At 68.3% G+C, this 18590-nt stretch carries 12 protein-coding genes; 2 read left to right on the forward strand and 10 right to left on the reverse strand.

The genetic code is table 11. The features are described from left to right. Positions 1–3 precede the first annotated feature (3 nt). Genes OWM54_RS41355 through OWM54_RS41365 form a run of 3 tightly spaced genes read right to left on the reverse strand, consistent with a single transcriptional unit; the run spans position 4 to position 6405 of the window. Positions 4–2223, reverse strand: coding sequence for a peptidase domain-containing ABC transporter (locus OWM54_RS41355; protein ID WP_267700885.1), 2220 nt, complete (start codon positions 2221–2223; stop codon positions 4–6). Beyond that, entirely contained in the window at positions 2216–3172 is a 957-nt protein-coding gene (locus tag OWM54_RS41360) for an efflux RND transporter periplasmic adaptor subunit (RefSeq protein ID WP_223749064.1), read from the reverse strand. Before OWM54_RS41360 ends, OWM54_RS41355 begins: the two co-directional genes overlap by 8 nt. Next, positions 3169–6405: a lantibiotic dehydratase gene (locus OWM54_RS41365; RefSeq protein WP_267700886.1), complete on the reverse strand. Its 3237-nt coding sequence runs from the start codon at positions 6403–6405 to the stop codon at positions 3169–3171. Before OWM54_RS41365 ends, OWM54_RS41360 begins: the two co-directional genes overlap by 4 nt. A 225-nt stretch (positions 6406–6630) precedes the next feature. On the opposite strand from OWM54_RS41365, the gene OWM54_RS41370 reads away from it, so the two are divergent. Together OWM54_RS41370 and OWM54_RS41375 are read left to right on the forward strand one after the other, a co-directional pair. Next, positions 6631–6837: a hypothetical protein gene (locus OWM54_RS41370; RefSeq protein ID WP_223749062.1), complete on the forward strand. Its 207-nt coding sequence runs from the start codon at positions 6631–6633 to the stop codon at positions 6835–6837. 190 nt (positions 6838–7027) lie between these two features. Beyond that, complete coding sequence (locus OWM54_RS41375; protein ID WP_267700887.1) at positions 7028–8224, forward strand: lanthionine synthetase C family protein; 1197 nt, start codon at positions 7028–7030, stop codon at positions 8222–8224. 91 nt (positions 8225–8315) lie between these two features. On the opposite strand, the gene OWM54_RS41380 is transcribed toward OWM54_RS41375, so the two are convergent. The 7 genes from OWM54_RS41380 to OWM54_RS41410 all read right to left on the reverse strand — a co-directional run bounded on the left by OWM54_RS41380 (position 8316) and on the right by OWM54_RS41410 (position 18571). Then, entirely contained in the window at positions 8316–8666 is a 351-nt protein-coding gene (locus OWM54_RS41380) for a DUF2019 domain-containing protein (protein WP_223749060.1), read from the reverse strand. Continuing rightward, a complete protein-coding gene (locus tag OWM54_RS41385) occupies positions 8666–10018 on the reverse strand; it encodes a hypothetical protein (RefSeq protein WP_267700888.1) in 1353 nt (450 codons plus the stop codon). Before OWM54_RS41385 ends, OWM54_RS41380 begins: the two co-directional genes overlap by 1 nt. A gap of 137 nt (positions 10019–10155) precedes the next feature. Next, the gene (locus tag OWM54_RS41390; protein WP_267700889.1) at positions 10156–10770 is read right to left on the reverse strand and encodes an NAD(P)H-dependent oxidoreductase; all 615 of its coding nucleotides are present in this window, start codon (positions 10768–10770) and stop codon (positions 10156–10158) included. 603 nt (positions 10771–11373) lie between these two features. Next, entirely contained in the window at positions 11374–13578 is a 2205-nt protein-coding gene (glgB, locus tag OWM54_RS41395) for a 1,4-alpha-glucan branching protein GlgB (protein ID WP_267700890.1), read from the reverse strand. Beyond that, complete coding sequence (locus OWM54_RS41400) at positions 13575–14909, reverse strand: maltokinase N-terminal cap-like domain-containing protein (protein WP_267700891.1); 1335 nt, start codon at positions 14907–14909, stop codon at positions 13575–13577. Before OWM54_RS41400 ends, glgB begins: the two co-directional genes overlap by 4 nt. After that, entirely contained in the window at positions 14906–16561 is a 1656-nt protein-coding gene (gene treS / locus OWM54_RS41405) for a maltose alpha-D-glucosyltransferase (protein WP_267700892.1), read from the reverse strand. Before treS ends, OWM54_RS41400 begins: the two co-directional genes overlap by 4 nt. 15 nt (positions 16562–16576) lie before the next feature. Further along, entirely contained in the window at positions 16577–18571 is a 1995-nt protein-coding gene (locus OWM54_RS41410) for an alpha-1,4-glucan--maltose-1-phosphate maltosyltransferase (protein WP_267700893.1), read from the reverse strand. Positions 18572–18590: the final 19 nt, after the last annotated feature.

The following is an 18590-nucleotide window of genomic DNA, read 5'->3' on the forward strand; positions in this document are numbered from 1 at the left end:
CGGCTACCCCGCGGCCTGGTGGGGACGGTCCTGCGAGGACACCAGCTCGAAGTAATCTCCGCGCTTCTCCATCAGCGCGGCATGCGTTCCCTGTTCCACCAGCTGGCCGTTCTTCATCACCAGGATGAGGTCCGCCTCGCGCACGGTGCTCAGCCGATGGGCGATGACCACCCGCGTGCAGCGCAGCTCCGCCAGCGCGTCCTGTACCGCCCGCTCCGTCCGGGCATCCAGGGCATTCGTCGCCTCGTCCAGCAGGAGGATGGAGGGGTTGGCAGCCAGCGCGCGCGCAAGCGCCAGTCGCTGCCGCTGGCCTCCGGACAGCGAGGAGCCCATCTCGCTCAGCACCGTCTCGTAGCCCATGGGCATGGCGACGATGTCGGCATGCACCTGCGCGCGGCGCGCCGCCTCCTGCACGGTCTCCATTGGCAGCTGCGGGTCCGAATAGGCGATGTTGCGACGCACGTCGCCTCGGAACAGCGAGGGGTTCTGCAGCACCACTCCCATCTGCCGCCGCAGCTCCTTGAGGTCCAGGTCCTGGAGGGGCACGCCGTCGTAGCGGATGGTGCCCGAGCTGGGCAGGTACAACCCCAGCAGCAGGTGCGCCAGGCTGGACTTGCCCGCGCCCGACGCGCCGACGATGGCCACGAACTGTCCCGGCTCGATGGTGACCGACACGTCCCGCACCACCAGCGGCGAGTGGGGCCCGTAGCGGAACGACACGCCCTCCACCTGGATGCACCCCGCCACCTCGTGGCTGCGGCGACGCTCTCCCGGGAGCTGCTCGGCGGGTGACTCCAGCACGTCGTCCACGCGTGCCAGATAGCTGCCCACGAGCTGGAGCTGGAACGCCGTCGTCACCAGGTTCGAGACGGGCAGCAGGAAGCCCGCCGCCAGGGCGTTGAGCGCCAGCATCTGTCCGAGCGTGAGCTGCCCCTCCATCACCAGCAGCGCACCCAACCCCATCACCATCAGCGGCGACGCCATCCGCAGCGTCGCGGTCAGCGAGTCCGTGAGCGCCGACACCCGGCCGCGCTCCAGCGACACATTGAGCACGTCCACGTAGAGGTTGGACCAGTGCTGCACCGCGCGGTCCTCCAGCCCCATCGCCTTCAGCGTCTGCACGCCCGTGAACAGCTCCACCTCGTAGTTCTGCGCCGACGCGCTCACCTCCAGGTTCTGCGCCATCAGCTCGCGCTGACGTCGGCTGGAGAAGAGGAACACCGCGCCTTGCAACAGGGCGAGCACCGTCACCAGCGCGCCCATCTTCGCGCTGCCGGCGAACAGGAGCCCCAGGTAGAGCAGCACCAGGCTGCCATCCAACAGCCCGGACAGCGTGCCCGCGGTGAGCAGCTCGCGCACCGTGGTGTTGCTGTTCAGGCGGTTCATCAGGTCGCCCGCCGAGCGCAGCTGGAAGAACGAGAACGGCAGGTGCACCAGGTGGTCCAGGAAGCCCAGCGTCAGCCGCGCATCCAGGTGCGTGCGCAGTTGCAGGAGCAGGTGCGCGCGCACGAGCGACGAGAGGAACTGGAAGCCCACCAGCGCGGCCATCCCCGCGCCCAGCGTGGCGAGCAGCGGCACGTCTCCGGCCGGCACCACCCGGTCCACCACCGCGCCCGTCAGCGACGGCAGCGCCAGGGCGAACAGCTGGAGCAGCAGCGACATCACCGCCACGCGCAGCAACGCGGGGCGCTCCTCCAGCAGCAGGTGCAGGTAGCGATTGGGTCCTCGACGCGGCGCCGCCGTCTCGAAGGTCTCCGAGGGCTCGAAGAGCAGCGCCACGCCGGTGAAGGACTTGCGGAACTGCTCCAGCGGAACACGGCGCCGACCGAAGGCCGGGTCCACCACCTCCACGCCCGCGCGCGTCAGGCGCTCGAAGACGATGAAGTGACGGAACTCCCAGTGCAGCACCGCGCCCGGCTCCAGCAGGTCGAGCTGGTCCATGTCGACCTGGGCCGCGCGGCCCACCAGGTCGAAGCGCCGGCCGGCCTCCAGGATGGCGCGGGCGGAGATGCCCCGGATGGAGAGGCCCGCGGCCGCGTGCACCTCATCCAGCTTCACATGGCGGCCCCAGTAGCCCAGCACCATGGCGAGGCACGCCGCGCCGCAGTCCGTGGACGCCATCTGTGTGACGACGGGGATGCGGCGCCGGCTGAAGCGCGCGCCCAGCCGCTGCAGCGCGGGGAAGCGCTCGAGGAACGAGGGGGGTGGGGTGGGCTCAGTCACGTTGCTTCCCGAGCAGCTCCAGCACCGGCAGCAGCGTCAGCCAACCATTGCGCGCGCGCACCTTCACCCAGGCTTCTCCGGCCATGCCGGGGTGGTACGCGTAGGTCTCGCCATCCGACTCGAAGGTCTCCCGGGGCAGCCGGGCCTCCACCAGCACCACGGGGCCGTCGTCCACGGTGATGGCGTCCCCGACGCCGGGCCCCAGGTAGCGGCGCACCTCGGCGGGGCCCACCAGCTCGTCGCTGACGGAGGCGACCTGGAGCGACTGCCACGCGTACGGAAAGCCGGTGAGCTCCATGCGCAGCGGCTGTCCGGGGCGCAGCATGGGACGGTACTGTCCGGGCACCAGGGCCACGGCCCAGGCCTCCGCGCCGCCGCGCACCAGCGACACGACGATCTCGCCCGCGGTGAGGAACTGCTGCTCGCGCACGCGCACCTCGCCCACCTGTCCATCACAAGGGGCCTTCAGCACGCGCTCACCCATCCGGGCCTCGGTCAGCTCGAGCTGGGCCCGGAGCGTGGTCAGGGCCTGCCTGGAGTCGACATTGAGTGGCTCCAGCAGCCACATGGCGAGACGCGAGCGGAACTCCTCCTTCATCCGCTCCCGGTCCGCCGTCTCGCCCCCCGCGTACAGCTCCACCAGGGGCTGGCCCGCGCGCACTTGTTCGCCCCGGCGCACCAGGACCCGACTGACGCGGCCACCGGCGGTGGAGGTGACCTCCTCCATGCCCTTGATGCGCACCAGCACCGGACCCCGCGCGTAGTCGTTGATGTCCACCAACGCGAGGCCCACGCCGCCCACCACGACGAGCGCGACCACCAGCCACCAGACGGCGTGGGTCCACCCTGGCGTGATGCGCAGGAGCGCGCCTCGGGCCTCGGGCCGGGCGTGATGCTCCAGCGCCTCTTGTCGGAAGAGCTTCTGCGGGGGCGGCTGTACGTCGCTCATGTCTTCATCGTCCGTGCCCGGCGCGAACGATACAGGCGCGTCAGGAAGTCATAAAGGATGAGCTCCTGCGCGCGCTGGTCCGCGGGCAACAGCCGGTTGACGTGCATGTGCAGGAGGCTCTCCGCCAGCGCCTCCACCTTCCCGGAGAGCCGGCCTTCCGATTGGGCGTGTCGCAGGTGCTCGACCACGGGACGCATCGCCTCGCTCCGGCGCTGGAGGGCGCGCAGCCCCGGCTTCCAGGGGCCTTCCGTGTCGGGGGACGTCTGGAGCAGCGCCTCCAACGCGCGAGCCTCCTTGCGGAACCGGGTGCTCAGCTGCGCCTCGAAGTGTCGCTCCACCTTGAACTCGGCGCCGAAGCTCCGGCGAAGTCGCTGCATCACCTCCAGCTTCGCGTCGAGGTCCATCCCCAGGTCCTCGAGCAGCGCATCCAGGCCCTTCACGCCCAGACGCCACCGCGTCTCCGCGCCCGCGTCGCCGGGGTATGCCTCCAGCATGGCGAGGACCGCCTCGCTGTCCGCCTGGAATGCCGCCTCGCAAGCCTCCATTCCGGCCGGGCCTCCGTAGCGCTCCACCTCGCGTTCGTAGGTGTCGAGTTGCAGCCGCCACGCTTCACCCGAGGCGAGCGCTCGCGCACAGGCGTCGCGCAGCAGGGGCCACACCTCGGTGTCCAGTCGCCGCGGTGCGCCGTGGAAGCGCAGCCGCACGTGGGGCTCGGGGTCGTGATAGCGGATGAAGAACCACCGGTCCGACGCGCCGCTGGCCACCGCCGCGCGGATCGCCTCGCCCAACGTGGTGCGCAGCAGTCGGTCCAGCGTGCCGGTGCCGCCGTACAGCTTCACGTACAGCCACTCCGAGCCGGGCGGGAAGGTGCGCACCCCGGACGACTCGACGGTGCTCCTCGTGGCGGGCCGAGGGGGCTCCGCCGCGTGACGGAGGAAGGGGATGACCACCTCGTGTGAATAGCGTCCGGTCTCGCCCTCGATGCACACGTCTCCGGGGCCGGGCAGCAGCTCCTCCAGCGTCGCGTACGGGCGGGCCTTCACCACCTGCACCAGGGACTCGACGCTCAGCACGTTGTCCAGGTCCACGGGGAGCTGGTTGTCCGCGTCACTCAAGCAGACCCAGCGCGGCAGGCGCGCCTCGTCGCGATGGCGCTGCACGGCCTCGAAGCGCGCCACGCCTCGCGCCGCGCCCCAGGCCTTCAGCGTGTCGCCGCGCACGCGCCACGTGGCGGGCGACAGCACCAGTCGTCCGTGCGCCACTCGCGGAAGGAAGGGCGCATCCGACAAGGGCCCCCACTCGAATCGGAGCGCGTCGACGTCCTGGGATTGCAGCGCGCCCAGGAAGCGGTAGGCCCCCAGGCCGCGAGCACCGAAGTTGTGCGCGTTCGTCAAGCGCGGCACGACCTCGCGGCCCTCTCGGCCCGAGCGCAGCACGATGCGGTGGCCCTCCACCGACACCCACAGGTCCGTCATCGGGAGCTGCGACGACTCCGGCAGACCGGAGCGGCCGAGGAAGACCAGGTCGTGCTCTCGCAGCGCGGGGCGGCAGAGGATGTTGCCCACGCGGCCCTCGGGCATGTGCACCACCTCCGCGAACAGGGCGTCGGGTCGCAGGGCCTCCTCGGCCTGCAGGTAGCGCCGCACCGCGGCTTCCAGCTCCTTGTCCCCATGGCAGAAGCGCCCCAGGTAGAGCGCTCCCGAGGGGCCATGCACGTTCTCCAGCAGGAAGCGGAAGCGCCCCGCCTCCACGGCCTCCGGTGAATCCGCCAGCACCGTGCCCACCACGCCGAAGGACTCCGGCAGCCGCGCAGGGCGGCGGGCTTCCAGGGCCTGGAGGTCCGACTCGTCCAGCACCAGCTCCACCGCACCCGAGCGGCGTACGGACTCCAGCCGGTGGAGCAGGTGTGTCCAGCGCGGCTCCCACCGGGGGCCCTCCTGTCCACCCTTGCCGGGGAAGAAGAAGCCCGCGAGCAGCGGGCCGGTGCCCGCGCCCGGACCTCGTGACGTCATGAAGCCGACGCCGCTCTCTTCATCCAGGGCCTCCAGCAGCGGCACTGGACGTCCCTCGTAGCGTTCCAGCAGGCGCTGGCGGAAACGGCCCAGGGCGGTTCCTTCTCCCGCCGCGGGAGAGATGCGCTGGAGCAGCGTCACGCCTCGCACCACCTCGTCCAACACGCGACGCGGCAGACGCACCTCGTGCGCGGGGCGGAACATGTCCACCTGGAACAGGCGCGACAGCTCCACGGGGACCGGCAATGCCTCGAGCGTCCTGGCGACTTCGCGGTAGGTCTCCGGCGGCAGGCCCGGAGGCCTCGAGTCCAGGTCGGTCAGCGTGGTGGTGACCTGCGTGAGTCGCTCGCTCACGGTCGACAGCGCGGGGAGGTCCCGCGCGGACTCCAGCAGCGAAGGCAGGGGCTCGGGGCCGGTGACGACGGGCGCCCACGTGCTCACCAGCAGCTGCGCCTGCACCAGGCTCTCCAGATACTCGAGGGCCTCCTCCTCGGAGACACCCTCGGTCGAGACCAGCGCGTTGGCCAACGTCGCGAGTGGCGCGCCGCCGCGGGCCTTCTCCAGGGTGGTCTCCAGGTGGGGTTCGGGCTCCACCGCGACCAGGTGATACGAGCGCTCGCGGCCGTTCAGCCGGGACTCCATGTAGCGAAGCTGGCCACCGGCACGATACAGGCTGGAGTTGGGGACGTAGCGGAGCGCGCGTCGAACCTCCGGCTCTCGCGATACGTGAGACACCAGGGCGCTCACGTAGTCCATGTCCAGCCGCGTGTGACGGCGCACACCGGTGCGCCCCTGGATGCGCAGCGACGCGGTCTCACCCAGGTCGCCCACGGCGTGGCCCGCGAACAGGCCGAACGGGGTGGCGCGACCGGCCATGCGCGCCAGGTAGCGCACCAGGGTGTGCTCCACCTTCTGGCCCGCTTCGGACCCGGGTGACTCCAGCCATGTCGACAGGCTGTCCATCAACGAGGGCGAGGCGATGAACAGCGCCTCGCGCACCAGCGGATCCTCCACGTGCGCGCGCAGGCGTTGGCGCAGCAGCACGCGGTCCCGTGCCAGCGCCGCCTCGAGTGCCTCGGGTCGGGCTCCCGGCGCCTCGAGTCCGCAGGCCCACTCCACCAGCACGTCCAGCGGCAGCAGGGGCGTGCGGATGGCCAGGAAGCCGTCGTGTCGGAAGGGAGCCCTCCGCACGGAGGGGGAGCGAGCATCGGCGGCGGTCAAGGATGTCTCAAGGTGACGGACTGTGTCGCGAGTCTCCGGATAATGGATGTGCGCGTCATCCGTCAATCCGCCCATTTCTTTATGACCCACCTTTTCTTGACTTGATTGTTTGAGTTAGGAGTCAAGCTGTCCGCCACGGAAGGTTGTCGTGACGGATTCTGCACCGCGTCATGTTTCGTGACGTGAAACCCGTGTCGTCATCCCCCTCACTGATCAGGAGTTCTTGTGAACGAGCCGAAGAAGACGGTCGTCGCGAAGCGCAAGCTCACCCTTCACCGCGAGACGCTGCGCTCCATGGACGAGGGTGCGCTCCAGATGCTGGATGGCGTTGTCGGTGGCACCGGCACCACCAACCCCTACACCAACTTCCCCTCGGGCAAGTGCGGTGTGATCGAGACCTCTCCCGAGGTGGCCGGTCAGGTCGATCCGTAGTCGTCTTTCCGTGTCGCGGTGCACACCGTGACGCGGGAGTCGAAGGCCTGGGGTGCCCGGTCAGCCCGTGGTTGGCTGGGCGCCCTGTCGCGCGAGCTGGGTCGAGAATGTATCAGGTCTGGGGTGTTTCAGACTCGGCGCGCCTGTCTGTGATGGGTTTTGTGGCGCGTGACGTCTTGAGACATGAAACATGAACGGAGACATGGACTGCTCCGCGAAGTGGCGGCCCCTGGTGGCAGGGGCGCTTCAGGAAGAGGTGCTCCAGGTCGTTCAGGGGTTGGCTCGGGCGATCGAGGAGTCCCTCTCGCAGCGTGTTCCGGATGCATCGCTGGCGTCTGGGGACTCGGGCCTGGCGCTGCTGTTCGCCTGGATGGACAAGGTGGCCGCGTCCGCGCATCACGCGGGGTTGGCGCGGGGGCTGCTGGATGACGCGATGGAGGCGGTGGCGTCACGTCCCATGGGGATGGCGCTGCACTCAGGTGTGAGCGGGGTGGCGTGGGCGTTGGAGCACCTGGGGGAGGGCGGTGACGCGTTGGAGGAGGTGGACGCGGCGCTGGCCCAGCGGCTGGCCGTGGCTCCCTGGACGGGGCCCGTGGAGCTGCTCTCGGGGTTGGTGGGGTTGGGGGTGTATGCGTTGGAACGTTTGCCCCGGGCGGATGCACGGCGCTGCCTGGAGGGTGTGGTCGCTCGACTGGGGGAGACCTGGCGGCGCGAGTCGCCCGAGGGGGGGCACGACCTGGGCGTGGCGCATGGTGTGCCGGGCGTCATCGCGGTGTTGGCGGGGGCCGTGAGGGCTGGGGTGGCGGAGTTAGAGGCCCGGGGATTGTTGGACGGTGTGTGGTCCTGGGTGATGGCGCAGCGACTGCCACTCGTGGGGCGACGATTTCCGCACGGGGTTGTTGCTGGCAAGACGCCGCAACCCACTCGCGCCGCGTGGTGCTACGGAGATCCGGGCGTGTCGCTGGTGCTGTTCACGGCGGCGCGTGCCGTGGGGGAGCCTGGCTGGGCGGCCGAGGCGCTGGACATGGCGCGTGAGGCCGCGAGGCGCCCGCTGGAGGACTCCGGGGTGAAGGATGCGCCGTTGTGCCATGGCGCGGCGGGGCTTCTCCACATCTACAACCGGTTTCATCAGGCCACGGGGGAGGAGCTCTTCGCGAGCACGGCGCGGCGGTGGCTGGAGCATGCGCTGCGCTTCGGGCAGCCGGGGAGGGGAGTCGGGGGCTTTGCCTTCTGGGGGACGGATGCGCGGGGGGCGCCCGCGTGGGTGGCGCGTCAGGGGTTGGTGGAGGGGGCGGTGGGAATCGCGCTCGCGCTGCTCGCGGCGGCTTCGAGCGTGGAGCCGAGTTGGGATCGGGTGCTGCTGATGTCGCTTCGTGAGACGGCGTGAGTCTGAACGAGAGCCGTCGGAGGCATCGCACCTCGGGGCATGGGGGCGGGGGCTACAGGGCCCTCGCCTCACCGTTCATGACGGTAGGTGGCTACCCCGGGTCGAGCGCCCAGGTTCCTTCTTCCCATCGCTTCAAGGCCTGCTGCGCTCCGAAGGGGACAAGCCCCTTTCCCTTGGCGGCCTCTTCCAAGACCGCTTTGGCCTCGGCCGTTCGATAGCGGAGCAAATGGGCAGCAGCCATCACTCGCACATCCATTCGTTCGTGCTTGAGCAGGACGAGAAGCGCATCGCGCCCTTTATCTCCGTGAGACAGCAACGTATCGACGGCAGCACCGTACTTCCTGGCGTGCTTGTTCCCCGTCTTGGCGTCTCCCCGGAAGATGGCTTCGTTCTGCGCCGCCACGTTCAGCGCGAATTCCTCGACGAGCTTTTCCAGGTCCATCACCAGAGCCCCTTCGCCACGTTCTCGATGGCCAGCAGTCCAAAATCACGCTGGGCCCCGTACGACTGTGTGCTCAACCATTGCCGTACGGTCAATGGCGAGCCCGTAATATCGCGTCGAATCGAAGAGAAGAACGCGCTGACGTCCGTGTGCAGGAGCTTGTCCATCGGGATGACGTTCTCGGTGTTGTGAAGCGCCTGGGGCCCGAAGCGATTCACGTTTCCTGGGGTCTGCTCGACGATGTGGTGCCACTCCTTGTCTTTTCCCGCCGGGCCCATGGCCTTCTTGAAGCCACTGTACGACCCCCAGGCCCTGTAGCCCGCCGGCTGGACCTTGGTGGCCGTGCCTGCGCTAGTGCCACTCACCGCCATGGCCACGGCGCCGGGGGCGAGGGCGATGGTGACGGTTTCGGCGCTCACCGCCACCGCGCTGACTTCAGCGACCGCAGCGAGCCGGATTCCCACCTGTGCTTCGGCCTGCACCGCTGCCTGCGCGGCGGCTGGGAGCCCTGACACCTTCGAGCCCAGACCCGCCGCCGTGTTTCCGATGGCCGCCATGGCCAGCATGGCGAACGCGCGCGCCGCGTTGCGGCCCATGACCTGGCCGTATCGCATTCCCGCCTCGCGGAGTTCGTCGAACGTGGTCGCTCGCTCCGCCTCCGCCATCAATTGCTTGAAACCGACGATGAGACTCCAGAACGTGTCGAGCCCTACGTAGGCAATGAGCGAGGCAGTCATCACCGCGGCCACACCCTTCGAGAAGGGCTCGGGAACCGTGAGCAGGATGCAGTACGTGGTCCATGTCCAAAGGACCGCCGACATCACGGCCTGGGGATCGGCCATGTCCTCGAAGGCGTCCATCATCTCGTCCCACACGGCCCCCTGGGCCTGCGCCATGGCAAGGGCGTAACGACCATCTCCAGTGACGGTGGGGTTCTCTTTCAGGATGCTCAGGCAATCGCTGGGTTTGTTCGTACGTTCGCACCAGCGCAGGTAGGCGCGTGTCAGCGCGACTTCTGGGGCGGGTTGTTCGCTCTCCAGATGCTCGCTTGGTCCCAGCGGGATGACGCGGTGCCCACGTGGCTCGTACAGGTACGTGCCGCTGCGCGCATCCATCTCGAACAATCGCCGAGCTGCTTCCTGGGGATGACTTGGCAGCCGCACGCCGCGCGACAGCCTCTTCATGGCGTCAACGAAGTCGTCCTCATCCACTTCAACCGGCGCGGCCCCGGCGCCGCGTGGCGTCAGGAGGATGGGGGCATCACGGCCCGTCTGGAGTCGAACGGACCTCGTGGTGCCGCTGCATGCAGACAACAGCACGAGGAGTAGGGGGATCGACCATCGTGGCAGCATCCAAAGTCCTCTTGGCGAAGGCTCCCCATTCGAGAGCGTGCGTCGTCGCCAGGGATCGTGAAATACTAGCTAGTCATGAAATTGTCTCCCACTGGACTTGTTGCTGGGTCGAAGGGCTGCTGTCGACCCACGCTCATTCAGGCGGCATCCGCGCCGCGTGCCTGCTCCGTGGCGCCGAAGAGCTTCGTCCCCAGTGCATGCGCGGTCTTCAGGTGGACCTTGGGGTCCTGGGTCTCCGAGTCGACCAGCAGCTCCGAGGTGACGACCTTCGCTCCGCAGTAGTCGAAGATGCCGTGGTCGATCTGCGTCTTCATCGCCCCGAAGTACCCGTGCCGCGCATAGGTCCGCAGGTCCGCGCCGGCGATGGCGACCAGGTGCACCTTCAGGTGCCTCAACTTCTTCTCCAACCCCGTGTTCAACCCGAAGTCGAACGCCCACCCGTTCGAGAACACCCGATCGATCCACCCCTTCAACAACGCCGGCATCGACCACCAATACACGGGGTAGACCAACACCAACGTGTCCGCGCGGTCGATTCGCGCCTGCTCGACCAGGACATCCCGCGGCGGCGTCTCCTGTCTGCGATGCACCGCCAGGTCCGCCTCGCTGAACCGCGGATCAAACCCCTCCGCTGACAGGTCTGCGAGCTCGAACGTATGCCCCGCACCCTCCACAGCAGCCCCTATCCGGGCGGCGATGCCGTGGGTGAGGGACTTCTCTTCAGGATGCGCGACGACGATGAGGGCATGCATGGCGGAAGCTCCAGACGACGGTCACCTGCGGACCGCTGCGTACTCTTGGTAACTTACGTTTGGTAGGCTCGTTTTCAACCCGAAGTTCGAGGGCGCGAAGGCGGACGGAGCAGGATCACTCGCGGATCAGAATTGCCGTGCCTACATGAACAAACATGCAGCCCCTTGCGGTGACAGGGTCTGCTCGATTTGTTCAGCAATTCTCATGTGTTGAATGGCATCCGCCTGAAATCATTCGAGATCCCGACCCACTGAGTCTCAGTACAGGTGGGTCTTCCACCCCTGTCCCTGGCTCTCGTGCGGCTGTGATCGCGATCACCTGCGATCCTGATCGTCATGCCTACATGCACACTTTATCAGTGCCCTGGCGTCGCCTGAAAATCACGCCATTTCAAGGACAATACCTACATGCTCTGATGTTTAGTGGTTTTTCGAGGGCCCCAGGCCGCCCGGAAAGAAGGCAATGCCTACATGGTCCGATGTTCAGTGATTTTCCGGTCGCGATAAATCAATCACAAACACAAATATAGATATCTGTGATTGATTCATTGAATACGCAGACATCTCATGGGCGGCGCGGACTTCACGCCGCCCGCGGAAGTCTCAGCCCGGCGTGAACCACAGCACGGACAACGGGGGCAGGGTGATCAGCGCGGACGCCGGCTGCCCATCCCAGGGCGTGGGCTCCGTGTGGAGCTGTCCCAGGTTCCCCACGTTGGAGCCGCCGAACTCGCCCGCGTCGGAGTTGACGATCTCCGCGTAGCTCGTGTGCAGCGGGAAGCCCACGCGGTAGTTCTCACGCACCGCGGGCGACAGATTCGCCACGCACACCACATGACGCCCTGGCTGCCGTGCTCGCCTCACGAACGCCAGCACGTTCGACGCCGCCGAGTCCGGCTGCAGCCACTGGAACCCCACCGGCTCGCTGTCCGCGTCGTGCAGCGCCGGCAGCTCCCGGTACACGCGGTTCAGCGTCGCCACCAGACGCATGATGCCGCCGTGCCCCGGGTCCTGCGTCAGGTGCCAGTCCAGGCTCTTGTCGTGGTTCCACTCCGCCGGCTGGCCGAACTCTCCGCCCATGAAGAGCAGCTTCTTGCCGGGGTGCGCCCACATCCACGCGAACAGCGCGCGCAGGTTCGCCCGCTTCTGCCAAGGGTCTCCCGGCATGCGCCCGTACAGGCTGCCCTTGCCGTGCACCACCTCGTCATGGCTCAGCGGCAACATGAAGTGCTCGCTGAACGCATACAGCAGCCCGAACGTCAGCTGGTTGTGGTGGTACTGCCGGTAGATGGGGTCCTTCGAGAAGTACGACAGCGTGTCGTGCATCCACCCCATGTTCCACTTGAAGTGGAAGCCCAGGCCGCCCTCGCTCGTCGGCGCGGAGACCTTGGGCCATGCCGTGGACTCCTCGGCGATGACCACCACGCCCGGGTGCTTGCGGCGCACGGTGTCGTTGAGCTCGCGCAGGAACTGGATGGCCTCCTCGTTCTCCCGGCCACCCCAACGGTTGGGGATCCACTCGCCCTGCTTGCGGCTGTAGTCGAGGTAGAGCATCGACGCCACCGCGTCCACGCGCAGTCCGTCGATGTGGTACTCCTCGATCCAGAACAGCGCGTTCGCGATGAGGAAGTTGCGCACCTCGTTGCGGCCGAAGTTGAAGACCAGCGTCCCCCAATCCGGTTGCGCCCCCTTGCGAGGGTCCGCGTGCTCGTACAGCGCGGTGCCGTCGAACTCGCCCAGGGCATGCGCGTCCCGGGGGAAGTGCCCCGGCACCCAGTCCACGATGACGCCGATGCCCTCCTGGTGCAGGTGGTCCACCAGGAACCGGAAGTCATCCGGATGTCCGAAGCGCGCCGTGGGCGCGTAGTAGCCGCTGACCTGATACCCCCACGAGCCACCGTACGGATGCTCCGACACGGGCAACAGCTCCACGTGGGTGAAGCCCATGTACTTCACGTACTCCGCCAGCGCGGGCGCCAGCTCCCGGTACGTCATCGGCCGGTCGCCATCCTCCACGACGCGGCGCCAGCTCCCCAGGTGCACCTCGTAGACGCTCCACGGCTGGTGCGCGACGTCCTCGTGCTTCGCGCGCGTCTCCAACCACGGCGTGTCCCCCCAGTCGTACCGCCCCAGGTCGTGCACCACCGACGCCGTCGCCGGCGGCACCTCCGTGCGGAACGCGAACGGGTCCGACTTCAACACCCGGGGCCCACCCTGGCCCGGACGGATCTCGAACTTGTAGCGCGCGCCTTCGCCCACCTCGGGGACGAACAGCTCCCAGATGCCGGAGGCCCCCATGCGCCGCATGGCGTGCAGCCGCCCGTCCCAGCTGTTGAAGTCGCCCACCACGGACACCCCCGCGGCCGTGGGTGCCCACACCGCGAACGCCACGCCCCGCGTGCCGTTGTGGTGGCTCAGGTGCGCGCCCATCCGCTCCCAGAGCCGCTCGTGGCGCCCCTCGCCCGCGTAGTACAGGTCCATCTCCCCGAGCGTGGGCAGGAAGCTGTAGGGGTCTCTCAGCGTGAAGACACGCTTGCCGGGGTACTCCACCTCCAACAGGTAGCCGAAGGTCTTGTCGCGGCCGTTCACGCGCGCCTCGAAGACGCCACCCAGCCGGTGGCTCATCGGCACGCGCCCGCCGAACTCCGGGAGCACGTGGATGGCCACGGCCTCCGGACGGAAGGCGCGAATCACCACGCCGTCACCGTCCGGATGGATGCCGAGCACGGAGTGGGGCTCCGGGTGCCGCAGCTCCACCACGCGCTGCAACTCCGCGTCGACCTGCGCCTTGTCCGCGGGCTTCCTCACTGGCCTTCCTCCATCCGCATGAGGGCCTCGACGGGGATGCGCACCCAGTCGGGCCGGTTCGCCATCTCATACCTCACTTCGTACAGGAGCTTCTCCAGCTCGAACGCGCGCAGCATCGTGTCGAATGCCGCGTCGTCCGAGGGCAGGAAGGCCGCTCCCTGGGTCGCCTTGCGATAGCCCGACAGGAAGGCATCGCGGCTGGGGCCCACCCGTCCCCGAGGCGTCCCGCCCTCGAGCGCCACCGTGGCCTCCGCGTAGTCGAACGAGCGGATCATCCCCGCCACGTCGCGCAGCGGGCTGTACTTCTCCCGCCTGGACGTGAAGCTGCGCGCCGGCTCCCCCTCGAAGTCGAAGATGAGCCACTGGTCATTGGCCCGCAGCACCTGACCCAGGTGCAGATCTCCGTGGATGCGGATCTTCTGTCCGGACGGCGTCACCTGCGCGAGCCGCTTCGCGTGCTCGATGAGCCGCTCCCGCCGCTTCTCCAGGTCCGCATGCAGCCGACCGGCCTCCGCCAGCGTCACGCCCAGCTCGCCCACGATGGACGCGCTCCAGCGCTGCAGGTCCTCCTGGAGCAGCGGCTCCGGCGCGAACGCCGTGTCGTCCAGCGGCGCCGAGCCGAAGGCCTGGTGCAGGTCTCCCAGCCGCGCCCCCAGCTCCTCCATCTCGCTCAGGAACCGGTCGCCCACCGGCCGCGCCTGGCGCATCCGCTCCAGCGTGTACTTCCAGCCGTCCACCGAGTCGGGCACGAACCGGTGCACCAGCGCGAGCGTGGCTCCGGCGGCGCCCTCCAGCCGCAGCGCGCCCAGGAGCACGGGCGTGGCGCGGAACGAGGTGCGCGTGGCGAGGAAGCGCCCCACCTCGTACTCGGGATTCACGCCCGCCTCGAGCTTGCGGATGACCTTCACGATGACCTTCTCACCGAGCACCACCGACGTGTTGCTCTGCTCCACGAGCAGCCGCCGCACGGGGAGGGGGGAGGGCAGGCCCAGCAGGCCCTCGGGGCCGCCAATCCACTCGCCCACCACGCGGCCGGAGGCGGAGGGAATCTGCGCGCCGTCGCGGATGAGGTCGAACAGCGCGCGCAGGCACCCGTCGTCCTCGAGCGCGTCCTTGATGCCGTCCGTCGAGGGCTTCACCGGCAGCAGATAGCGCTCCGGCTGCCCCAGCTCGTAGACGACCTCCACCACGGCGAGCGACAGGTCGCACGGGGTGGCGTCCAGGTTGGCGTGGTCCACCACGCTGACCTGCTTGATGGGCCACGCCTTGCCGGAGAACCAGCGCTGGCTCTTGAGGTGTTCGGGCAGTTTCGTCAGGTCCAAGGTCGTCATGCTCGGCTCCCTCCGGCCACCGGCTGGTCCAGCCGAAACCACAGGAACATGAAGGGCCCCATCGACAGCTGATAGGGCAGGTCACTGATACGCGGGAACGGTGTGTCGCCAATCAACTCCACGGGCACCATGCCCTGCCACTCGCGCAGGTCCAGCACCGCTGGCTGCGAGAAGCGCGACAGGTTGCACACCACGAGCACCGTCTGGCCCTCCCATTCCCGCACGAACGCCAGCACCTTGCGGTTCTCCAGGGAGATGAACCGCAGCTTCCCCAGCGAGAACACCGGGTAGCGCTGGCGGATGCGAATCATCCGCTTCACCCAATGCAGGAGGCTGGACTTCACGCGCTCCTGCGATTCGACGTTGATGGACTGATAGCCGTAGACGGGGTCCGCGATGACGGGCGCGTAGAGGCGGGCGTAGTCCGCCCGGCTGAAGCCCGCGTTGCGGTCTCCCGTCCACTGCATGGGCGTGCGCACGCCGTTGCGGTCGCCCAGGTAGATGTTGTCCCCCATGCCGATCTCGTCGCCGTAGTACATCACCGGCGTGCCGGGCAGGGTGAACAGCAGGCTGTGCATCAGCTCGATGCGCCGGCGGCCGTTGTCCATCAGCGGCGCGAGCCTGCGGCGGATGCCCAGGTTGATGCGCATGCGCGGGTCGGTGGCGTACTCCCGGTACATGTAGTCCCGGTCCTCGTCCGTCACCATCTCCAGCGTCAGCTCGTCGTGGTTGCGCAGGAAGATGGCCCACTGACACGACTCCGGGATGTCCGGCGTCTGCTGCATGATTTCGACGATGGGGGTGCGGTCCTCCCGGCGCACGCCCATGAACAGGCGCGGCATCACCGGGAAGTGGAAGCCCATGTTGAACTCGTCGCCCTCGCCGAAATAGACGCGCACGTCGGCGGGCCACTGGTTGGCCTCCGCGAGCAGCATCTTCCCCGGGTACTCCGAATCAATCGTCTTGCGCAGGCGCTTGAGGAAGGCGTGCGTCTCCGGGAGGTTCTCGCAGTTGGTGCCCTCGCGCTCGAAGAGGTAGGGCACCGCGTCGCACCGGAAGCCGTCCACGCCCATGTTCAGCCAGAAGCGCATGATGTCCAGCATGGCTTCCTGCACCTGGGGGTTGTCGTAGTTCAGGTCCGGCTGGTGGCTGAAGAAGCGGTGCCAGAAGTACTGCTTGGCCACCGGGTCCCACGTCCAGTTGGATCGCTCCGTGTCGGTGAAGATGATGCGCGCGCCCTTGTACTTGTCCTCGGTGTCGCTCCAGACGTACCAGTCGCGCTTGGGGCTCTTCGGATCGCTCCGGGCCTCCTGGAACCAGGGGTGCTGGTCGCTGGTGTGGTTGACGACCAGCTCGGTGATGATGCGGATGCCGCGCTTGTGCGCCTCGTCCACCATGCGCTGGAAGTCCGCGAGCGTGCCGTAGTCCGGATGCACGCCGTAGAAGTCCGCGATGTCGTAGCCGTCATCGCGCAGGGGGGAGGGGTAGTGCGGGAGGATCCACAGACAGTCGACCCCCAGGTCCTGGAGGTAGGGCAGCTTCTCGATGAGGCCCGGGATGTCCCCGTGGCCGTCGCCGTTGGAGTCGTGGAACGCTCTTAGATGCAGCTCGTAGATGAGGGCCTTCTTGTACCAGAGGGGATCCAGTTCCATACGCCTCTCAGGGTGTCACTCGTAGTAGTCGAACGCGTGCTCGGTGCGACGGAAGCGGTACACGGCCCAGACGGCCGCGGGCTGCTCGGGTGTCAGGCGCACCTGGACGTCGGAGCCCTGCCACAACGAGCGCTGGTCCGTCATCAGTTCGTGCACCTGATACGTCTCGTCGGGCTTCGCGCCCAGCCAGTCCAGGGGGAGCCGCAGCAGCGCCTCCTGGGCGGCGTACGGGTCCAGGCTCACCGCGCACAGCACCGTGCTGGTGCCGTCCTTCGTGCGCTTGCCGTAGAAGAGGACCCGCTCGTTGTCGGAGTCGAAGAAGCGCAGCGTGTCGTACGTGTGCAGCGCGGGCTGGGTGCGCCGCGCCGAGTTGAGCTTCGTTATCCAGTCCCGGATGTTGCCGGGCCGGTCCAGGTCCCACGCGACGAGCTGGTACTTCTCCGAGTCCAGATACTCCTCCTTGCCGGGCAGCGGGCGGCCTTCGCACAGCTCGAAGCCGCAATACATCCCGTAGACCGAGGAGAGCGTGGCGGCAAGCGCCGCGCGCAGGCGGAACGCACCGGGCCCCGCGTTCTGCAACAGCTCCGGCAGGATGTCCGGCGTGTTGGGCCACAGGTTGCCGCGGAAGAAGTCGGACACGGGCGGGCGGGTGATCTCCTCCAGGTAGTCCTGCAGCTCGCCCTTGAAGTTGCGCCAGGTGAAGTACGTGTACGACTGGGTGAAGCCCACCTTGCCCAGGGCCTTCATCACCTTGGGGCGGGTGAAGGCCTCCGACAGGAAGAGCACGTCGGGGTGGCGGTCCTGCACGCGGCGGATGAGCCACTCCCAGAACTGGATGGGCTTGGTGTGGGGGTTGTCCACGCGGAAGGTCCGCACGCCCTGCTGCACCCAGTGGAGGACGACGGACTCCAGCTCCACCCAGAGCGACTCGCGCGCGGGGCCCATCCAGTCGAAGTTGACGATGTCCTCGTAGCGCTTGGGCGGGTTCTCCGCCGTCTTGATGGTGCCGTCCGGGCGGCGCTGGAACCACTCCGGATGCTCCTTCACGTACGGGTGGTCCGGCGAGCACTGGTAGGCCAGGTCCAGCGCCACCTCGATGCCGTGAGTCTGCGCGGCCTGCAGGAAGTGACGGAAGTCCGCGAGCGTGCCCAGGCTGGGGTGCACCGCCTTGTGGCCGCCCTCCGCGGCGCCGATGGCCCACGGGCTGCCCACGTCATCCGGGCCCGCCTTGAGGCTGTTGTTCTTCCCCTTGCGCGCGGTGCGGCCGATGGGGTGGATGGGCGGCAGGTACACCACGTCGAAGCCCAGCTTCTGGATGTACGGCAGCCAGCCTTCCGCGTCCTGGAACGTCGCGTGCGTGCGGCCGTCGCGCTTCGCCGAGCGCGGGAAGAACTCGTACCAGGCCCCGAAGCGCGCCTTCTCCCGGTCCGCGAAGACCTGGAGCATCGGCTCGTGGCGCCTGGCCAGCGTCCGGTCGGGGTAGGTCGACGCCACCGTGGCCAGCTCCGGCGCGAGCGCCACCGCGATGAGGTCCGGGCTCGCGGGCTGGCGCAGGCGCACGGCGGCCTCGGTGAGCACCCGCGCGTCGTCCGCGTCCACCGGCTTCGCGCGCGCGGCGGCGCCCTCCAGCAGCGCGGCCCCCTCCAAGAGCTCGCTCTTCACGTCCCGGCCCGCGTCCACCTTGCGCTTCAGCTCGGAGGTCCACGTCCGGAAGAGATCTGGCCAGGCTTCAATCGTGTACTCGTAGCGGCCATTGCGAGCCAGGGGGAACTCGGCCTCCCAGGCGTCGTTGCCGAGGGGGCGCATGGGGACCTCGCCCCAGTCGGTCTGCTCCTGTTGAGGGGAGACCTGACGCCAGCGGACGACGGCGACGAGGACGTCATGGCCCTCCTTGAAGATGTCGGCGCGGACGGTGAGGCTGTCCCCGGCGATGCGCTTGACGGCGTGACGGCCTCCGTCGAGCTGCGGCTGGACTCCCTCGATGAACACGCTCCCGATTCGCTCTTTCATATCGGCTCGCGGCCCTTAT

This window comes from Myxococcus sp. MISCRS1 (genome assembly GCF_026626605.1).
Classification (GTDB): Bacteria; Myxococcota; Myxococcia; order Myxococcales; family Myxococcaceae; genus Myxococcus; species Myxococcus fulvus.